18 protein-coding genes and 1 tRNA gene are annotated in these 18829 nt (G+C 71.9%); 9 read left to right on the top strand and 10 right to left on the bottom strand.

From position 1 onward, the window contains the following. Positions 1 to 16: 16 nt before the first annotated feature. Together rph and rdgB are read left to right on the top strand one after the other, a co-directional pair. Positions 17 to 778: a ribonuclease PH gene (gene rph, locus CLV68_RS29860; protein WP_121394358.1), complete on the top strand. Its 762-nt coding sequence runs from the start codon at positions 17 to 19 to the stop codon at positions 776 to 778. Continuing rightward, on the top strand, positions 775 to 1377 hold the full coding sequence (gene rdgB, locus CLV68_RS29855) for an RdgB/HAM1 family non-canonical purine NTP pyrophosphatase (RefSeq protein WP_121394357.1): 603 nt from the start codon (positions 775 to 777) through the stop codon (positions 1375 to 1377). The genes rph and rdgB overlap by 4 nt, the downstream gene beginning before the upstream one ends. On the opposite strand, the gene CLV68_RS29850 is transcribed toward rdgB, so the two are convergent. Both CLV68_RS29850 and bcp read right to left on the bottom strand, forming a co-directional pair. Next, complete coding sequence (locus tag CLV68_RS29850; protein WP_121394356.1) at positions 1378 to 2247, bottom strand: serine hydrolase; 870 nt, start codon at positions 2245 to 2247, stop codon at positions 1378 to 1380. It lies immediately after the preceding gene. Positions 2248 to 2372: 125 nt separating this feature from the next. Next, positions 2373 to 2846, bottom strand: coding sequence for a thioredoxin-dependent thiol peroxidase (gene bcp / locus CLV68_RS29845; RefSeq protein WP_121394355.1), 474 nt, complete (start codon positions 2844 to 2846; stop codon positions 2373 to 2375). Here bcp and CLV68_RS34360 point away from each other — a divergent pair. Further along, on the top strand, positions 2845 to 3261 hold the full coding sequence (locus CLV68_RS34360) for a hypothetical protein (RefSeq protein WP_170224668.1): 417 nt from the start codon (positions 2845 to 2847) through the stop codon (positions 3259 to 3261). The genes bcp and CLV68_RS34360 overlap by 2 nt on opposite strands. 39 nt (positions 3262 to 3300) lie before the next feature. Further along, positions 3301 to 3483, top strand: coding sequence for a hypothetical protein (locus CLV68_RS33565; RefSeq protein ID WP_147460219.1), 183 nt, complete (start codon positions 3301 to 3303; stop codon positions 3481 to 3483). 1323 nt (positions 3484 to 4806) lie between these two features. Here the strand turns inward: CLV68_RS33565 and CLV68_RS29835 are convergent. Beyond that, positions 4807 to 4880, bottom strand: a tRNA-Leu gene (locus CLV68_RS29835). Positions 4881 to 4978: 98 nt separating this feature from the next. On the opposite strand from CLV68_RS29835, the gene CLV68_RS29830 reads away from it, so the two are divergent. Continuing rightward, positions 4979 to 5200 (top strand): DUF3618 domain-containing protein, encoded by a 222-nt coding sequence (locus CLV68_RS29830; RefSeq protein ID WP_092783681.1) that lies wholly within the window; start codon positions 4979 to 4981, stop codon positions 5198 to 5200. Here the strand turns inward: CLV68_RS29830 and CLV68_RS29825 are convergent. Continuing rightward, a complete protein-coding gene (locus CLV68_RS29825) occupies positions 5197 to 5511 on the bottom strand; it encodes a hypothetical protein (protein WP_121394353.1) in 315 nt (104 codons plus the stop codon). The genes CLV68_RS29830 and CLV68_RS29825 overlap by 4 nt on opposite strands. Before the next feature lie 113 nt (positions 5512 to 5624). Further along, positions 5625 to 6248: a TetR/AcrR family transcriptional regulator gene (locus CLV68_RS29820; protein WP_121394352.1), complete on the bottom strand. Its 624-nt coding sequence runs from the start codon at positions 6246 to 6248 to the stop codon at positions 5625 to 5627. 76 nt (positions 6249 to 6324) lie between these two features. Here CLV68_RS29820 and CLV68_RS29815 point away from each other — a divergent pair, with 76 nt between their 5' ends. Genes CLV68_RS29815 through CLV68_RS34355 form a run of 3 tightly spaced genes read left to right on the top strand, consistent with a single transcriptional unit; the run spans position 6325 to position 8540 of the window. Continuing rightward, positions 6325 to 7845, top strand: a complete 1521-nt coding sequence (locus tag CLV68_RS29815) for a flavin-containing monooxygenase (protein ID WP_121394351.1) — start codon at positions 6325 to 6327, stop codon at positions 7843 to 7845. Positions 7846 to 7855: 10 nt separating this feature from the next. Next, complete coding sequence (gene smpB, locus CLV68_RS29810; protein ID WP_121394507.1) at positions 7856 to 8350, top strand: SsrA-binding protein SmpB; 495 nt, start codon at positions 7856 to 7858, stop codon at positions 8348 to 8350. Between the two features lie 13 nt (positions 8351 to 8363). Beyond that, positions 8364 to 8540 carry a hypothetical protein gene (locus CLV68_RS34355; protein WP_092783693.1) on the top strand — a complete coding sequence of 59 codons (177 nt, stop codon included), beginning with the start codon at positions 8364 to 8366 and terminating at the stop codon, positions 8538 to 8540. A 323-nt stretch (positions 8541 to 8863) separates the two neighbouring features. On the opposite strand, the gene CLV68_RS29805 is transcribed toward CLV68_RS34355, so the two are convergent. The 5 genes from CLV68_RS29805 to CLV68_RS29785 form a co-directional block, all read right to left on the bottom strand. Next, positions 8864 to 9556, bottom strand: coding sequence for a hypothetical protein (locus CLV68_RS29805; RefSeq protein WP_121394350.1), 693 nt, complete (start codon positions 9554 to 9556; stop codon positions 8864 to 8866). 4 nt (positions 9557 to 9560) lie between these two features. Beyond that, a complete protein-coding gene (locus tag CLV68_RS29800; RefSeq protein ID WP_121394349.1) occupies positions 9561 to 9908 on the bottom strand; it encodes an effector-associated constant component EACC1 in 348 nt (115 codons plus the stop codon). 21 nt (positions 9909 to 9929) lie between these two features. Next, positions 9930 to 10385 carry a helix-turn-helix domain-containing protein gene (locus CLV68_RS29795; protein WP_121394348.1) on the bottom strand — a complete coding sequence of 152 codons (456 nt, stop codon included), beginning with the start codon at positions 10383 to 10385 and terminating at the stop codon, positions 9930 to 9932. Positions 10386 to 10505: 120 nt separating this feature from the next. Further along, the gene (locus CLV68_RS29790; RefSeq protein ID WP_246010181.1) at positions 10506 to 12020 is read right to left on the bottom strand and encodes an LCP family protein; all 1515 of its coding nucleotides are present in this window, start codon (positions 12018 to 12020) and stop codon (positions 10506 to 10508) included. A gap of 749 nt (positions 12021 to 12769) precedes the next feature. Continuing rightward, the gene (locus CLV68_RS29785; protein ID WP_121394347.1) at positions 12770 to 14941 is read right to left on the bottom strand and encodes a phospholipase A2 family protein; all 2172 of its coding nucleotides are present in this window, start codon (positions 14939 to 14941) and stop codon (positions 12770 to 12772) included. 350 nt (positions 14942 to 15291) lie between these two features. Here CLV68_RS29785 and CLV68_RS29780 point away from each other — a divergent pair, with 350 nt between their 5' ends. Beyond that, complete coding sequence (locus tag CLV68_RS29780; protein ID WP_121394346.1) at positions 15292 to 18771, top strand: BTAD domain-containing putative transcriptional regulator; 3480 nt, start codon at positions 15292 to 15294, stop codon at positions 18769 to 18771. The last annotated feature ends 58 nt before the right edge of the window (positions 18772 to 18829 follow it).

Genomic DNA, 18829 nt, shown 5'->3' with positions numbered 1-18829 from the left:
CGGCTAGGCTGACCGGGTGGTGAGAAGCGACGGCAGGAACGACAACCAGCTCCGGGACATCACGATCACGCGCGGCTACCAGGACTGGCCCGCCGGATCGGTGCTGGTGTCCTTCGGCCGCACCAGGGTGCTGTGCGCGGCGAGCGTCACCGAGGGCGTCCCGCGGTGGCGCAAGGGCTCCGGGCTCGGCTGGGTCACCGCCGAGTACGCGATGCTGCCCTCGGCGACCAACACCCGCAGCGACCGCGAGTCGGTGAAGGGCCGCGTCGGCGGCCGCACGCACGAGATCAGCAGGCTCATCGGCCGGTCCCTGCGCGCCTGCATCGACCTGTCCGCGCTCGGGGAGAACACCATCCACCTCGACTGCGACGTGATCCAGGCCGACGGCGGCACCAGGACCGCGGCGATCACCGGCGCCTACGTCGCGCTGGCCGACGCCATCACCTACCTGGGGGCCGCGCGCAAGCTCGCCGACCCGCAGCCGCTCTCGTGCGCGGTGTCGGCGGTCAGCGTCGGCGTCGTCGGCGGCCGGGTGCGCCTCGACCTGCCCTACGAGGAGGACGCGCGCGCCGAGGTCGACATGAACGTGGTCGCCACCGACGCCGGGACCCTCATCGAGGTCCAGGGCACCGGTGAGGGCGCCACCTTCGCCCGCTCGACCCTCGACGCCATGCTCGACCTCGCCCTCGCCGGGTGCGCCGAGCTCAACCGCGTCCAGGCCGAGGCGCTCGCGCTGCCCTACCCGGGCACCCTGCCCGAGCCCAAGGGCTCCCGGTGACCCGCGTCCTGCTGGCCAGCCGCAACGCCAAGAAGCTGGCCGAGCTGCGCCGCATCCTGGCCGCCGAGCGGGTCGAGGGCATCGAGATCGTCGGCCTCGACGACGTCCCCGAGTTCCCGGAGGCCCCGGAGACCGGCGCGACGTTCGAGGAGAACGCCCTGGCCAAGGCCCGCGACGCGGCCGCGGCGAGCGGGCTGCCCGCCATCGCCGACGACTCCGGCATCGCGATCGACGCCCTCAACGGCATGCCCGGCGTCCTCTCGGCCCGCTGGTCCGGCGGCCACGGCGCCGACGAGGCCAACCTCCGGCTCGTCCTGGCCCAACTCGGCGACGTCCCCGACGACCGCCGCGGCGGTGGCTTCGTCTGCGCCATCGCCCTGGTCCGCCCGGACGGCACCGAGACCACCCTGCGGGCCGACTGGCGCGGCGTCATCACCCGCGAACCCAGCGGCACCAACGGCTTCGGCTACGACCCGATCTTCCGCCCGGACGGCGAAGACCGGACCTCGGCGGAGCTGTCCCCCGCCGAGAAGGACGCCATCTCCCACCGGGGACAGGCCCTGCGCCTGCTGCTGCCCCACCTGGCCGCGCTCGCGTAGTCAGGACAGGTACGGGTCCAGGACCGCGGCGCCCGCGGTGACGGCCTTGCGGGCGCTCGCCCAGCGGGTGCCCAGGGGGTACTCGGTGAGCAGGACGACCGTGTAGCGCCAGTGCTCGCCGACCAGGCCGGTGGTGTGCACGACGATGTCGTTCGTGCTGTCCGACCAGCCCTGCTTGACCGCCCAGGTGGCGGAGATCCCGGTGGGGATGCCGAAGGTCTGGTCGAAGCCGTCCGCGGCCTGGGGGGTCGAGGCGGCCAGGGCGTCGACCACGAGGTAGCGGTCGGCCGCCGGGAGGTCGTCGAGGATGTAGTCGTAGACCCTGGCCACGTCGCGGGCGGTCAGCAGGACGTCGCCCCAGCGGCCGACGATGGCGGGCGGCTCGGTGTCGGTCAGGCCCATCCGCCTGGTCGAGCGGGTGAGCAGGTCGACGCCGCCCTGGCGGACCCACAGCGAGGTGGCGATGTCGTCGTCGGAGGCGGTGAGCATCGCGGCGATCTGCTTGCGGGTCGCCGCGGTCGGGCCGTCGGCGAGGACGTCGACCGCGATCATCAGCTTCACCAGCGACGCCGACCGGAACTGGCGCTCCGGCTCGACCGCGACGACATCGGCACCGGTGTCGCGGTCCACCACCAGCACCCCGACCCGGGCGGTCCCCAGCACCGACCGCACCGCCGCGGTGATCGCCGCCGGGTCGGGCACCTCGGCCGCCCTGACCTCCGGCGCCGCCTGGACCGTCGGTGCCTCGGTGGTTGTCGGGGTGGAGGTCTGGGTGAGTACCTGCACGGTGGGCTGCACCGCGGCCGACCCGCACCCGGCGACGGCCAGGGCGACGAGGCCGATCAGAGCCAGGTTCCGGAGTGGGCGCACGTCCGGTGAAACGCCACCCCATCGGGGAAGGTTGACCCGGTCGGGCGACAACTTCCCTGGTGAGCGGGCCGTAACGACACCGCACCGGGATCCGTTGCCCCGACCGGGCGACCCTCACCGGATTCTCAGATGGAGATGTCCCGGCGTAGCTTCGCGACGTGCCCGGTGGCCTTCACGTTGTACCCGGCGTGCGCGATCCTGCCCTCCGGGTCGACCACGAAGGTGGACCGGATCACGCCGGTGACCGTCTTGCCGTAGAGCTGCTTCTCGCCGTAGGCGCCGTACGCGGTCAGCACGGTCTTGTCCGGGTCCGACAGCAGCGGGAAGGTCAGGCCCTCCTCGGCGACGAACTTGGCCAGCTTCGCGGGCTTGTCGGGGGAGATGCCCAGGACGGTGTACCCGGCGTCGTTGAACTCGGCGAGGTTGTCCCGGAAGTCGCACGCCTGCTTGGTGCAGCCCGGGGTGGAGGCGGCCGGGTAGAAGTAGACGACGACGGACTGGCCGCGGAAGTCCGACAGGGACACCTCGGTGCCCTCGCTGTCGGGAAGGGTGAACTCCGGTGCCGCGTCACCGGGGGACAGGCGCAACTGTTCGGTCATGCCCAGGACGCTAGCGCGCCGCTACGCCTGCCCGTCGAACACGGTCACCACCGCCGCGCCCGCCGGGTCCGGCTGCGCGCTCACCACCACCGACGCCTTCTCCGGCGGCAGCGCGAACGCCACCAGGAACCGCGTGCTGCGACCCGGCGCCACCGCCTCCGCGCCCACCGCCCCGGTGTACCCCTGCGCCGAGTCGACCACCTGCCTGCTCGCCGCCCCGCCCGCCACCGCGGACAACGACAACAACGTCGGCGAGTACGGCGAGGTCCCGTCGTTGCGCACCGTCATCTCGAACCCGACCGCCCGCGACACCGCCGGAAACGCCGACCCGGTCGGCACGAACGACTTGGGCGCCGACACAGTGATCGTCAACCCCATCCCCAACGCCGTCGGCTCCCCACTCCGCGTCGGCTGACTCACCCCAGCCAGATCCGCGCTCGTAGGCACCGGCGCCGTGACCGTCGCCGAGTACGCGGTGGCGCTACCGCAGCCGGTGATCGCCACCAAGAGCGCGCAGCAAGCGGCCACGAGCGCGACGATCTTCACGGGACATGCCTCTTCCTGGCGGGGACTCGAGCTGTGCACCCCCACCATGGCACCAGTCCCCGCCACCCCGCCGAGCCGAATAGGCCGTTGAGTCGTACCTGGTTCCGCACTGTGGCCGACCCGTGATCACCGCCGCACCCAGCGTGACCAACCCCACTGCCCCCCGTGTCAGTCGATCATCCGATGATCGCCACTGGATGTGGGTCCCCCAGGCCCGGACCGCCCGCTCACCTGTCCCGCTTCGGGCGAGTTCGGCTACTGAGGCGGCGACCCTGACGACGCCGGCAATCCAGTCGAAGTCGCGCCAGCGGCCACCGCGCTGGTCCCCTGGCCAGACGCGGCCCCTGTACCCGGCTGGCGCGGGCACCTCGACGCCGCCACCCTGATCGAGCCCGGTGACACCCACCCCGCCCAGCCGCCCCACCTCTGCCCGCGACCCACCGCTCAAGCCGAGCCTCGCCGCATCGCTAGACACACCCCGCCCCTCCGGAAGTGCTTGAACCCCAACACACTCACAACAGCGGTGCCCCAAACGAGCGGACCTCGCAGGCACCCCCTGTCCACTTGCAAACCGTCAACCGCCCCCGCCTGTCCTGCGCGAACTTCACCCGTTCCAGCGACAGAAGTTATCCACATCTGGATCTTGCCAACCCCCGTTCCAAGATCGACTGTCCTGAGGTCCCGGTAGACTGGGCACTGGGACGCCCCCCGGTGTGGGTGGGGGCTGGGCCGGGTCGGGACCGCGTGCGCGCGAAGCGGCTTGGGCGGGGCTAGAGGGCTCGTGGAGCGTTAGAGGCGCCACCCGAAGTCGCCCACGTGCCCACCGACTTGCACGTTTCACGGATCGCACTCGACGCGAAGCTCAAAGGCCGAAACGACCCCGTGTCGGGAGCGATCGACTCATGGGCGACAAGCCCGTTGACTTCCCGACTCGATGCGATGACCGAAGGTCGAGTGAGCCCCCGCTGGTCCCGCCGCCCACTGCACCCCAGGCGACAGAGACAGGCCCGTGGTTCACATACCCGATGTGGGGGTCGCCAGGCGCGAGCGAGCCACACTGGGGGCAGGAGTGATCGTGGGCTAGCAGCCCACTGGTCGCATACCTCGATGCGACGCCCGAGGATCAAGCGAACCCCGCTGGCCCTGCCACCCGCCGCACCGTGGGCGACAACCCCATTGGTCACACCCGATGCGACGGCCGAAGGCCGGCGGAGAACCCCGCTGGTTCCGCTGCTCGCCGCACCGTGGGCGACAGCCCCATTGGTCGCATACCTCGATGCGATGACCGAAGGTCGAGCGAACCCCGCTGGTTCCGGCGCCGACCGCACCGTGGGGGTCCGGGGGCTCGGCCCCCGGGTCGGAGGACGAGCGACCCCGTCCACGCGTTCTGCGGGCATGGGTAGCCCAGAGCTCGTGGGGCCGGAGAGACTCGAACTCTCACTGGCACGGACCTAAACCGTGTGCCTCTGCCAATTGGGCTACGGCCCCCGGGTAGCGTTCACAGCCTAATCGGCGTGGCCCGTGCGCGGGCGGGGTGGTCGGTGATCTACCGTTGGGGCTGTTGGTTGGGTTGCGAGGAGGATGCAGTGGCGCGGGATCCCGACACCATCCAGCGTGAGATCGAGCAGGCGCGGGACGCGCTGGCGGCGACGTTGGACCAGCTCAGTGTGAAGGCCAGTCCGAAGCGGCTGGTGGAGAGTGCGAAGTCCGGCGCGCGGTCGCGGTTGGACGACCCGAAGGTGCGGTACGCGCTGATCGGGGTCGGTGTGCTGGTCGGCCTGCTCGTGGTGCGGCGGTTGTTCCGCTAGGCCATGGCCGCCGGGGGCGGCGCGGGGGCTTTGTCCGCGCTCGCCTGGGCGGGGATGGTTGTCACCGGGTTGTCCAGGCCGAGCCGGGCGGTGAGGTAGGCGGCGGTGAAGCCGACCGCGTCCCCGTCGAGGGTGTGCACCACGGTGCGCTTCTTGTCGTTGGCGAGGAGTTCCTCGACAAGGGTGTCGGCGCGTTCGCGGGCGGTGACCAGGTCGGGCGCGGTGGCGGTCTTGGTCTGGCCCTTGGCCTTGACCTCGACGGTCCAGTCGGTGCCGCGCGCGGTGTAGTTGGCCAGGATCGGTTCGTACATGGCTCGCCCCTCCTGCTCCGGTGCGTCGCGGGGAGGCGAGGCGTGCGTCCCCACACCGCTGAGCTTGCGCGCCGTGGCGGGTTTCCGCTCGTCGACGGCGGCGAACAGGGCTTTTACCTGGGGTCGACCAGTGCGTCGAGCCCGCCCCAGAGGATCCGGGTGAGGTGGTCGGCGGCCTGGTCGGCGGTGATGTCGTCGCGGCCGACGTACCAGAGGGAGAGCCGTTCGCAGGCGCCGACGACGGTCTGGGCGGCGACCTCGAGGTCGGTGCGCGCGGTGTCGGGCAGGAACGTCGAGAACAGCGCGATGTTGATCTCCACCTGCTCCTGCCGGACGGCCTCGACCTCGGCCGCGGCGGCCTGTCCCGCGACGGCGGCCTCGTTGCGCAGGACCAGCGACCAGGCCCGGCGGTGGGCGTCGGTGAACTCGAAGAAGGCGACCAGGCCGCGGCGCAGCGCGTCGCGCGGGCCGGTGGCGCCGACGACGGCCTGGGTGGTCGCGGTGGCGAGTTGGGCGCGGGCCTGGCGGATGCAGGCGACCAGCAGGCCCTCCTTGGAGCCGAAGTACTCGTAGATCATCGGCTTGGAGACCCCGCAGCGCTCGGCGATCTCGTCCATGGACGCCGCCAGGTAGCCGCGGTCGGCGAAGATCTCCTCGGCGACGGCGACCATCTGCCGCTCGCGTTCGGCGCGGGGCATGCGGCGCTTGCGGGTCTGCTCCGGCGCGGTGCTCACCACGGCACTCTACCGCAAGTAACCTACTTCCAGTAAGGTGACCGCGGGTAACACCTGATCGAGGGCATGGAGGGCCGCCATGGGCAAGCTCGTCAACACCGGTGTCGTGGTGATCGGCACCGGGTTCTCCGGCATGGGGATGGCCATCCAGCTGCGCAAGGAGGGCCGCGACGACTTCGTCGTGCTGGAGAAGGCGGCCGACTTCGGCGGCACCTGGCGGGACAACACCTACCCCGGCTGCGCCTGCGACATCCAGTCGCACATGTACTCGTTCTCCTTCGAGCAGAAGCCGGACTGGACGCGCTCGTACGCCCCCCAGCCCGAGATCTGGCAGTACCTGCGCGACGTGGCCGCCAAGTGGGACCTGGCCCGCAACACCCGCTTCGGCGTCGAGGTGACCGGCGCGCGCTGGGACTCGGGCGCGAACCGCTGGCACGTCGAGACCTCCGGCGGCGACACCTACGTCACCCGGTTCCTGGTCGCGGGCATCGGCGCGCTGCACCTCCCGGCCGTCCCCCGGCTGCCCGGCATGGAGACCTTCGAGGGCGCGGCGTTCCACTCGGCCCAGTGGGACCACGACTACGACCTGACCGGCAAGCGCGTCGCGGTGATCGGCACTGGGGCGAGCGCGGTGCAGTTCGTGCCCCGCATCGCGCCGCGGGTGGCGGAGTTGACGCTGTTCCAGCGCACCGCGCCGTGGGTGATGCCCAAGCCGGACCACGGGATGCCCGCCTGGTCGCAGGCCCTGTTCGCGAAGGTCCCCGGCGCCCAGCGCGCGTACCGGCACCTGCTGTACTGGATCAACGAGGTCCGCGCGGTCGGCTTCAACGGCCACCAGGGTGTCCTCAAGCTCGCCTCGAGGCTCGCCGCGCACAACATCACCCGATCGGTGCGGGACCCGGAGTTGGTGCGGAAGCTGACCCCGGACTACGTCATGGGCTGCAAGCGCGTGCTGATCTCCAACGACTACTACCCGACGTTCAACCGGTCCAACGTGCACCTCGACACCTCGGGCGTCGCGGAGGTCCGCGCGCACAGCGTTGTGGGTAAGGACGGGCGCGAGCACCCGGTCGACGCGATCATCTACGGCACCGGGTTCCACGTCACCGACTCGTTCGACTACCTGAAGATCACCGGCCGGGACGGGGTCGACCTGGCCGGGCTGTGGCGGGAGCGGGGCATCAACACCCACCTCGGGATGAGCGTCGCCGGCTTCCCGAACCTGTTCTTCCTGCTCGGCCCGAACACCGGGCTCGGCCACAACTCGGTGGTGTTCATGATCGAGTCGCAGATCCGGTACGTGGCCGAGGCGCTGCGGCTGGCCGACCGCGACGGCGCGGAGGCGCTGGAGGTGCGGGTCGCGGCGCAGGAGTCGTTCAACACCGAGGTGCAGCGCAAGCTCGCCGACGGCGTGTGGACCCGCGGCGGCTGCACCAGCTGGTACCTGGACTCCCAGGGTGTCAACCGCACCATCTGGCCCGGGTTCACCTGGCGCTACTGGCTGCGCACCCGCCGCGTCGACCCGTCGGACTTCGAGCTGGTCACCCGCACCCGCGCCACCGCCGGAAATGGCGCGAGCGACCCGGCGGCCGTCCGCTAGTTTCGGGGGCATGGCCGCAGACCCCAACAGCGCGACGATCGCCACGAACCGGCGGGCCCGGCACCACTACGCGGTGCTCGACACGGTCGAGGCGGGCGTCGTGCTGGTGGGCACCGAGGTCAAGAGCCTGCGCCTGGGCCGGGCGTCGCTGGTCGACGCGTTCGCCACCATCGACGACGGCGAGGTGTGGCTGCGCGGGCTGCACATCAACGAGTACGCGCTGGGCACCTGGACCAACCACACGCCCCGGCGGACCCGCAAGCTGCTGCTGCACCGGCGCGAGATCGACAAGCTGTCGCAGAAGGTCCACGAGTCCGGCCTGTCCCTGGTCCCGCTGTCGATGTACTTCACCGACGGCCGGGTGAAGGTCGAACTGGCCCTCGTCCGCGGCAAGAAGACCTGGGACAAGCGCGCCGACCTCGCCGACCGCGACGCCAAACGCGAGATCGAACGCGCCTTCGCCCGCCACATCAAGGGCAAGCGCCACGAGGGCCGCCGCCCGTGACACCATCCACCCCGTGCCCCGCCTGTTCACCGCCCTCCTGGGCCTGGTCGACAAGTTCGAGGAACGCGGAGTCCACGTCCCCGGCGCCGACGACGGCAAGATCTCCCCGTGGCGCGACTTCGGCTGGCTGATCGCCGCCTGGCTGGTCGCCATCGGGTTCTTCATCCTGTTCTTCGCCCTCGCGGCCTGAACGCGGTAGCCAGGCCGGGCCGCTCCCGGGTCGGCGGTACGAGATGCGCTCGGGTGACTTCATCACCATTCGAATGTCGCGCCAGTCGGTCGTGGATCTGCTCAACGGGATAGCCGCCTTGATCGCCTCAGATGCCCAGAAATGGTCCAAGACAGTTAGTCGCGACGAGGACTGAGGTGCTTGGAGGATGTCAATCCCTGCGAAGGAGAGCCTGATCTAGCGGCAGGGCTCGCACTGCGGCGAGCAGTGGACTCAACGGGCTTCATCGGCCTGTGCGTCTGCGAGATCAGTGTATGTGCTGGCTGTCGGGCTCGGGCTTCTGGTTAGAGGCGGGCGGTGCGGTGGTGGGCTGCGGTGTCTAGGAGCGTGCCTACGGTTCGGCGGCGCGGAGGGGTGGTGGTGGGTTGAGATGCGACGGTGAGCAAGGTGGGGTCTAGGCGTAAGAAGGCGGATAGGGCGCTTTGGGGGGTGGTGAGGGAATGCAGGTCCGGGGGGACTGGGGGTTCGAGTTCGTCGTCGGCGGAGGTGGGGAAGGCGTTTTCGTTGCGTTCCCAGGTGCCGTAGGCGGCCAGCCAGGCTAGGTAGAGCGGGCGGAAGTCTCCGGCGGCGAGTTCTTCGCGCACCTGCACGAGCGACTCCAGCAATGCCTCCGCGTCGTAGTCGACATCGCCAGGGTCGCTCTCGATGGTGAGGTCGAGTACGACGAACTCGCCCGTTGCCCAAGCGTGCACCTGGTCGTCGACGAGGTACTCGGCTATCGCGCCCAGGGCGAGCACCGCGCCGGGTAGTCGCAACATCACCCGGTGGGTGCCCCAGTCGGTGATGTGCACGTGGACGTCGTAGTACCGCGACATCAGCTCGGCCGGGTCGCCCTTGAAGTCGCCCCAGTGGTACTCGTTGGCGAATGTGGTGGCGGTGATCTCCGCCCGGGTGGACAGGGTGCGGACCGCGCGCTGCTCGGCGAGTCCTAGTGGCCGGTCGACCGCCAGGAATCCGTAGTACTGGTACTCGCCCACGGGGCTACTTGTCGAAGAACTTGTCCACCTGGGCCAGGACCTCGTCCACGTTCGAGTCGTTGGTGAGCTTGACCTTGACGTGCTTGTCGCCGTCCTTGAGGTCGAGGTCGAGGACCACGGCCTTGCGGCGGGTGCTCAGGTAGGTGAAGACGGAGCGGATCATCACCGCGCCCGCGCCCGCGCCGCCGCCGCCGAGGGCGATGGTGAGGGCGTCGATGGCGGCGCCCATCTCGCCTTCGCGGATGGGGGCGTCGCGGAGGCGGACCCTGCCGCGCAGTTCGTCCTCGTCGCGCAGCCAGGTGGCCAGTTCGCGGAGGTCGTCGTCGGTGCCGGTGAGTGCTGCCTCAGTCACTCGTCCAGTGTACGTAGGTGATCACTCCGCCTGGGCCCTGATGTGCGCGACCAGTTCGATGGTGTCCATCCCGCACAGCTCGGCCAGCCGGTCCAGCGCCGAGCCGTCCAGGTGCACCTCGTCCTGTTCGGACAGCAGTTCGGCCGCCCAGCGGCGCAGCGGCATCAGCTGGGGTCTGTCATCCGCCGCCGCCGCGTGCAGGTCCACCCGGACGCGGCCGAGGGGCGTGTCCGCGAAGACGCGGTCGTGCACCCTGGCCATCAGGTCGTGTGGCAGCGCCTCTAGCGCCACGCAGATCTCTACGAACCGGACCACGGAACACTGCCGGGTGCCCAGTTCGTAGGTCGCCAGGGTCTGCAGCGAGATCTCGCTCTGCAGCCTGCCGTTGAGCTCCTTGCGGGTCCAGCCCCGCTGCTTGCGCAGCCTGCGGATCTCGTCCCCGAGCACCCGCTGGTAGGTCGCCGCTTCGATGCGCAAGGTCCGCCCCTCCTCGACCGGCGCCGTTGTACGCCGGCGCCTCCACCACAGGAAGCGATCAACCCGCCCGCCCTGACGCGGGTTCGGCGAAGTTGCTCCGATCGAGTGAGGGCGAAAGCCTCAGTTCACACACGGAGGCCCGGTCTGCACCGCCGCGCGGGCACCCAGGTCGAGCAACGGGGCACCCGTCAGCCGCTCGCCGGGGGTACCGGCGGTGGTGCTGAAGTCCTTGCCGATGATGACGGTGACCTTGCCCTTGGTCAGGTTGGTGTCCGCCTCGCTGGTGGCCTTGCCGCCGAGCGCGTCCACGACCGACTTGCCGCCAGCCTCCTCGCCCTTGGCGTAGCGCACCACGGTCTTGGACCTGGCCGCGGCGTTGCCGGTCTCGCCGGTCGGGAAGCCCTGGCTCTCCAGGGTGTCGGCCACCTCGGCGGCCAGCCCGGTGCGGCCGGACCCGTTGAGCACCGACACCGTCGGCTTGGCCGCGGGCGCGTCGGCGGTGCCGGTGGTGGGGGCGCCGCTGCTGGGCGCCGGGGTCCCGCCGGTCAGCAGGCCGGTGACGAACTGCTTGACCGCGGTCGGGTCGACCTGCACGGCGCTGCCGTCGCTGGGGGTGGTCAGGTCGATGGTGCCGTGCGGGATCGTCTCGAACCCGACGTCGCCGCCGGTCACCGAGATCATCTGCTGGGCGAACCGCATGATGTCCCAGTTCTTGTCCAGCACCACCGACTTGCCGATCGCGGTCTTGAGCTGGTCGAGCACCTGCGAGCCGGGCGCCAGCACGTCGCCGGACACCATCTTCTTCGCCATGGCGCTCATGAACACCTGCTGGCGGGTGATCCGGTCGATGTCGCCGTTGGGCAGCCCGTGCCGCTGCCGGACGAACTGCAGCGCCTGCACCCCTTGCAGGGTCTGGGTCCCGGCCGGGAAGTTCGCGCCGGACAGCGAGTCCTTGGTGGCCTTCTTCAGGCACACCTCGACGCCGCCGACGGCGTTGGTGATGTCGTAGAAGCCGAGCAGGTTGACCTCGGCGTAGTGGTCGATGGTGGCGCCGGTGAGCTTGGTCAGGGTGGCGATCAGGCTCTTGGCGCCCTCCTCGTTGGACCGGCGCTCCAACTCCTTCTGGTCGGAGACGCCCTCCTTCTGCAGCCTGCCGCGCGCGGCCAGCTTCGCCCTGCTGTAGGCGGAGTTGACCTTGTGCTTGCCGTAGCCGGGGATGTCCACGTACGAGTCGCGGGGGATCGAGATGCCGACCGGCTTGCCGCCGTTGTTCGGGATCCTGATCATGATGAGCGTGTCGGTGTTGGTCTCGCCGTCGGACTTGCCGCCGTTGAGCATCGCCAACTGCTCCTTCGACAGCGGGTTGCCCTGCGCGTCGGTGCGGCTGTCCACGCCGACCATCAGGATGTCCACCGCGCCGTCGGCTGGCTTCTCCCCGGTGTCCTCGACCACGTTGGCCTTGGTGACCCCGTCGGAGAACGAGTCGGTCACCTTCCAGTAGTAGCCGGTCGCGGCCAGCACGACCGCCGAGAGCAGCGCCACCGCCGTGCGGCCCGCGACCATCCCCGGTTTGGGCTTGCGCGCCCGCGTCGACGACGGCTTGGTGCTCGGCCGGATCCGCTCGGTCTCGGCCACCCCGGACACCCGCTTGCGCGGCCCGGACCCCTCGCGCGCCCCGGCACCGTCGCGGCCCGCACGCCGTCCGGCGCCCTCGCGACCAGCGGCACCGACGGCACCCGCCCGACCCGCGCCGTCCCGACCCGCGCCGTCCCGATCCGCACCGCCCCGACCCGCGCTGGTCCGGCCAGCACCGTCCCGTCCCGCGCTGTCCCGTCCCGCACCGTCTCGACCAGCACTGTCCCGACCGGCACCGCCCCGACCTGCGCTGTCCCGACCAGCACCGTCCCGGCTCGGCGACTCCGCCCGACCAGCGCCGTCCCGAGCGGTGCGCCCCCGTGCCCGGTCGTCGCCGCGTCCCGCCTCCGGTCGCGGCCTGCGCGCGCCATCGGCCCGCGTCCCGCGCTCGTCCCTGGCGCCGCGGTCACGGGCCGGGTCCTGCCGCGGCCGTTCGGGCCGCGCGGCCCGGTCCTGGCCGTCGCGCGCCGCCCTGGGGTGGTCGCCGGGTGGTGGGACGCGCCTGCCTGGGGCCTGGGCGCGCGGTGGTACGGGTCGACCCGATCCCGCGCGATCGCCTGGCCTCGGTGGCCGGTACTCCACGCCCCGCTCCTCCCTGTCGCCTGACGCCGGTCGGCCCTGGGCGCGCTCGTCCGCCGGTGAAAAGTAAGACGCGCGCGAGGTGTCCCAGGTTGTCCGTAGCGTGACATATCCGGATGTCCCACCGGGCACGGCACACGTCCCACCGCCGCGAGCACGCCCCTATCGAGTCACACCCGCGCCCGTGACCTGCGGTTGCTCCAGGAGATCACCCTGCTGGCCGCCGCGAGCACCGCGACCCCCATCGTCGCCCCGTAGAGCCCGACGCCCGGCCCGAGCGCCGAGCCCATCGGGGGCAGGCAGGCGACCGCCGTCACCAGCCACGGCCAGGCCGTGCCGGTGGAGCCGATGCGGACCGCGTGCAGCAGGTACCAGCCGAGCAGCAGGTGGATGGCGCTGGTCATCGGGTCGACCGGGATGCCGAGCAGCACCGGGTCGTGGTGGGCGCCGGTGAGGCCGCTCATGGCGAAGCCGATGATCCCCAGCGCGCCGTAGCCCGTCCCGATCGCCGCCGCGACCGGGTCCCAGCGGCTCACCGGCAGGTCGTCGGGGCGGATGGTCCCCGGGCCGCCCCGGCCGCGGCGCTCGAACAGCAGGAACGCCAGCACGGTCGGCACCGCCAGCAGCACCAGCGCGAGCAGCGTCCTGGGCTGGGTGGCCCAACTCAGGACCGTGCCGGGCACCCCCGTGCTGGACGCGGCCCCGATCGCCCCGGCCAGCAGCAGCATCGCGCACAGGTACACCAGGTAGACCGTCATCGGGGCGTTCCGCAGCCGGTGCACGGCCCTGGCCACGCCGCCGTGCGCGATCACCCGGACCCGGTCCCGGCCGGGAGCCACCACCAGGCACACCTGGACCAACCCGACCAGCAGCACCCCCAGCGCCGACGGTACGAAACTCGCTGTGCCCGCCGGAGCCGCGATCAGCCCCTTGTCATGGCCGCCAACGGTTGTCAGCAGCACCAGGCATGCCAACGCGCAGGCTGACACCACCGGCAAGGCCCGGCGTGGCAGGTGGTCGAACGATCCGTCGGCGTAGTGCATCGACAGTTGCCCGAACAGGGCCGCGAGCACGATCCCACCCGCGTAAGCGGCGATGGTGCCGCTACCGAACAACCCGAGCCCGGCAACGACAAGAGCCTGCGCGACCGGTGTCCCGACCGGGGCTCGCCTGTGCAGCCAGTGCATCGCGGGAGTCATCCCGACCACCAGCAGGTACAGGCCAAGCAGCCACAACGGCTGGGTGATGAGTCGGGTGAAAGCGTCGACGGCAGCGTCAGAGGCGTTGAGCAGGTCTAGTGACAGCGGCACCACCAGCCACGCCGTGACGAACGCCAGCACCGGCCGGATCAGCCAGCACACCCGCCCGGCAAGGTAACCGCCGTAGCCGGTGCCGTCCGCCACCGCGGCCCGCCAGGCCAACAGGTTCGAGTCGCCACCGGCGAAGAAGAACAGCGGCACCAGTTGCAGCACCCAGGTCAGCGGCCACAGCGCGGCGATACCGGTGCCCAGCAACGGCGCGAACGCCAGCGCGGACTCCGCCAGCACCACCCCGGCCAGGCTCACCACCCGCAGCATCCCCAGGTACCCGGCCCGGTCCCTGGCACGTTCGCCGACCGGCACCGCGCCGCGCGGCACCCCCGTCCTGCGGCGGGCGAACGCGGGCACCCGCACCGCCAGCAGCAGCGCCACCACCAGCAGCGCCACCACCCAGGTCCCGATCGGCTCCGCCCGCGGCGGACCCCAGCGCTGGTGCCAGGAATTGGCGACCAGCCCGGCCGCGTACAGCGACGCCACCAGTTGGCACGTCCCGGCCGCCCCGCGCGGGTTGAGCTCGCACTGGCGGTGCATGTCGCTGGCGAGCCGGTCGTCGAGGGCGCGCCGCGGTCCCGGTCCGAGCGGCTGGCCCTTGGTCGAGGCGTACCGCAGGAGGTCGTAGCCGAGGTCGTGCGCCTTGCAGCCCGCGGAGAAGTCCCAGCGGGAGTTGTCCTCACCCCACGGCGCCGAGCACCCGCCGTCGACGTGGACCGCGCGCCTGGTGCCGTCCGGCGCGGTCAACCGACCGGGCACGACCCCGGACACCCGGGTGAAGTCGGCGGGCAGCAACGCGATCGGGTCGCGGCCGGAACCCGGGTCGAGCAGGGCGTCGATGGCGGCGGCGGCCCTGGCGACGTCCCCGGTCGGCGGGGTGGTCGGCTCGTTCGGCGCGCGCGAGGCCACCACCCCGTAGCCGCCTGCGACCAGGATGACCAGGACGAGCCAGCCGACTCGGCCGCGCAGCCGCACCGGCCGCCGGTGCTCCGGCGGATCCGGTCTCGGCGGTGCGGCGATGGTGGCCGTCACGATCGGAGATCTCCCACTCGGGGGAGGCTACCGCCGCTCGACGCGCGCGAAGGGCGGAAAGGCGCTAGGGGGTGAGACCCGGGCCGTGGCACGGCGCACCCCCAGGACGCCGCGCCACGAAAGGTCCCCCCGCGGACCCCCGGTCCCCCGACTTCACACGCTACGGCCTGCCCTGGCATCCTGCCTGTACCGCGCACTGCCGCTGCCCGGACCGGAAACAGGGCCGCCGACCAGGCACAACCGGGGTAGCCGATGCACTACGATCGGCAACCGGCAAGTCCGTCGGCCCGGCGGCGGCAACTCCGGACGCGGGGGCGTTTTCCGAGCGCGAGCGAGGCGAGGGGGAGCAGATGGTCGACCCGCCCGGTGCGTTCGGTGATCTGCTCCGCTCGCACCGGACCCGGGTGGGCCTCACCCAGCAGCAGCTCGCCGAGCGCTCGGGGGTGAGCGTGCGGGCGCTGCGCTACATCGAGCGCGGCGAGGTCGGCATGCCGCGGGCGGACTCGCTGCGCAGGCTCGCCACCGCTCTCGGCGTCACCCCGGAGGCGCTGGCCGACGGCGCGGCCGCCCCGGCGAGGCCCGCGCGGCCCACCCACCTGGTGCTGGGCGTCCTCGGCTCGTTCACCGTGGCCCAGGGCGAGAAGGAGATCACCGTCGGCGCGCTCAAGCAGCGCATCCTGTTCGCCCTGCTGGCCCTGCACCCCAACCGGCCGGTCAGCCGCGAGGAGATCGTCGACGTGCTGTGGGGCGACGACCCGCCGGAGAGCAGCCTCGGCCTGATCCACACCTACGCCTCCCGGCTGCGCCGCGTCCTGGTCGCCGCGGGCAAGCGCAACGCCGCGGTGATCAACGCGACTCCGGCCGGGTACAAGCTCAGCGTGCGGCCGGACCAGCTGGACACGCTGCGCTTCGAGGACCTGGTGCGCCGGGCCCGCTTGGTCCGCGGCAGCGACCCGGACCAGGCCGCCGACCTGCTCGACGAGGCGCTGGCCTGTTGGCGCGGCCCGGTGCTGGCAGACCTACCGGCAAGACTGCGCAAGCACCCGGCCGCGGTGGCGCTGACGGCAAGGCGCCGCGAGGTAGCGCTCACTCACGCCGATGTCGCTCTCTCGCTCGGTAGGCACGCCAGGGTCGTTGCGGGTATCCGGTCGTTGGCACACGAGGAACCGCTGCACGAGGGCCTGCACGCGCGGCTGATGCTGGGTCTTGCCGGTACCGGCGAGCAGGCCGAGGCGCTGCGCGTGTTCGCCGACATCCGCACCCGGCTCGACGAGGAGCTCGGCGTCGAACCCGGCCTGGAGATCCAGGACGCCCACCTGCGGGTGCTGCGCGACCGCCCACCGCCGCCCACCGTCCCCGAGCCCGTCGCCCAGCGCCCGCCCGCGCAGCTGCCCGCCGAGACGCCCGGGTTCGTCGGCCGGGCGCAGCCGCTGACCGACCTCGACGACCTGCTCGACCACGTCGAGGGCAGCCCGGGCGTGGCGATCGTCGCGCTCTCGGGCACCGCGGGCGTCGGCAAGACCGCGTTGGCGTTGCGCTGGGCGCACCGGGCGCGCGACCGGTTCCCCGACGGGCAGCTCAGCGTCAACCTGCACGGTTACGCCTCGGGCACCCCGCTGACCACCCAGGAGGTGCTGGTCCGGTTCCTGCACGCGCTCGGCGTCGCCCCCGAGCGGGTGCCGATCGACCCGGACGAGGCCGCCGGCCTGTTCCGGACGCTGCTGACCGGCAGGCGGGTGTTGGTGCTGCTGGACAACGCCGCGACCGCCGAGCAGGTGCGGCCGCTGCTGCCCGGCTCGTCGGGCTGCCTGGTGCTGGTGACCAGCCGCGACCGGCTCACCGGGCTGACCGCGCAGGACGGCGCGCACCAGGTGCCGCTCGACGTGCTCGACCCGGCCGAGGCGGTCGACCTGCTCGGCAGGCTGGTCGGGGTCGGCCGGATGCGCCGCGAGCCCGACGCCGCCGCCGAGATGGCCGCGATCTGCGGGCACCTGCCGCTGGCGCTGCGCATCGCGGGCGCGAACCTGGCCATCCGGCCGCTGATCAGCATCGCCGACTACACCCAGGAGCTGCGCGAACGCGGCCGCATGTCCGGGCTGACGGTCGCGGGCGACGAGTCGGGCGCGGTCCGGGCCGCCTTCGACCTGTCCTACGAGAAGCTGGTCCCCGCCGCGCGCAGGCTGTTCCGGCTGCTCGGTGTGGTACCCGGCGCGGACGTCGACGCCGAGGCCGCCGCGGAGCTCAGCGGGCTCGCGCTCAACGACGCGACCCGGCTGCTGCGGGTGCTCGACCACGGCAACCTGATCCGCGAGCACGCCAGGGGCCGCTACACCTTCCACGACCTGCTGCGCGAGTACGCCTCGGGCCGGGCCGACGCCGAGGACGCCGAGACCGACCGGGTCACCGCCGTGGTGGCGCTGTACGACCACTACCTGCGCGAGATCGAGGCGCACAGCGCGGTGCTGTGGCGGGTCGGCGCGATGCCCGAGCACGGCTCGGAGGAGAAGGCCATCGCGTGGTTGGACGCCGAGCGGGCCAACCTGGTCGCTGCCGCTACCGCCGCGTCCGGACTGGGGCTGCACCGATACGCGTGGCGCTTCGCGGAGGCTCTTAGGCCGTACTTCTGGAACCGGGGCCACGGAGCCGACGGCCTCGCGGTGGGACATGCCGCTCTTGCCGCCGCCAGGGGCGCTAAGAACCTGGACGCCGAGGCATCCGTGCACGACCTGCTCGGCCTGATCCACACGAACCTCAGCGACTACGTTGCCGCCATCGAGAGCCACCGGTGGGCACTGGAGTTGAGCCAGTCCACCGGCAACCGGATCGTGGAGGCGGCCGCACTGCACAACCTGGGCCGTGCGCACTCCCAACTGGGACAGCCAGCGCAGGCGTCGTCCTTCTACGAACAGGCCCTGGATCTGAACCGGGTCATCGGCAACCGCTTCGGCGAGGCAGGCGCGTTGAACTACCTCGGCGGGACAGCGCTATCGCTGGGCCGACCGCAGCAGGCCATAGAGCGTCACACCGAGGCCCTGGAACTCAGTACGCGCATCGGCAACCGGCACGTCCAAGCCGCCGCATGCCAAGGACTTGGTCTGGCCCACTGGGCGATGGGTGACCTACCGAAGGCCGCGCAGCGCTACCGCGAAGGCATGGCCATCTGCCGCCGGTACGGCTACCGCCACGGCGAGGTCAGCATGCTCATCTGCCTCGCCGAGACGGGCTGCGACGCGGGCGACTACGCCACCTCCGCTGCCCAGGTCCGCAAGGCCATGGACGCGGGTAGGCAACTCGGCGAACGCAGGCACGAGGTCAGCGGTCTGGACATCCTGGCGACCATCCAGCAGCGCACGGGGGAGTGGTCGTCGGCGGCCACCCACTACACCCGGGCGCTGAGCCTGGCCCGCGAGATCCGGTTCGGCTTCGGCGAGGCATCGGTGCTCACCGGCCTGTGCGCCCTGTTCCGCCGCACCGGCGACCCCCGCTCGGCCATCGAGCACGGCACCGGCGCGCTCGCCCTGATGCGCGACACCGGCATGCGGCTGCTGGAGGTCAGGGCGCTCACCGAACTGGCGCACGCCCACCTCGACAGCGGCGACGCCAACCGGGCCACCGAGCACATCGATCGCGGTCTGGAGATCGCCCAGCGCAGCGGCCAGAAACTCGCCGAGGCCAGGGCCAGGCACGTCCGCGCCCTGGTCCGCCAACTCGACGGCGACCGCCCCGGCGCCGTCTCCGACTGGCGCGCCGCCCTCCCGGTCTTCGAACGCCTGGGCGTCCCCGAAGGCGCCCACGTCCGCGCCCTCCTAGCCGCCTTCAGCGCCGACTGAGCCGGTCACCCACGCGAAACAAGTCCGCCCCATCGAGCACCCCCAGCCACCCCCGCCG

Source organism: Actinokineospora cianjurensis (genome assembly GCF_003663795.1).
Classification (GTDB): Bacteria; Actinomycetota; Actinomycetes; order Mycobacteriales; family Pseudonocardiaceae; genus Actinokineospora; species Actinokineospora terrae.
This window is presented reverse-complemented; position numbering and strand designations above follow the sequence as displayed.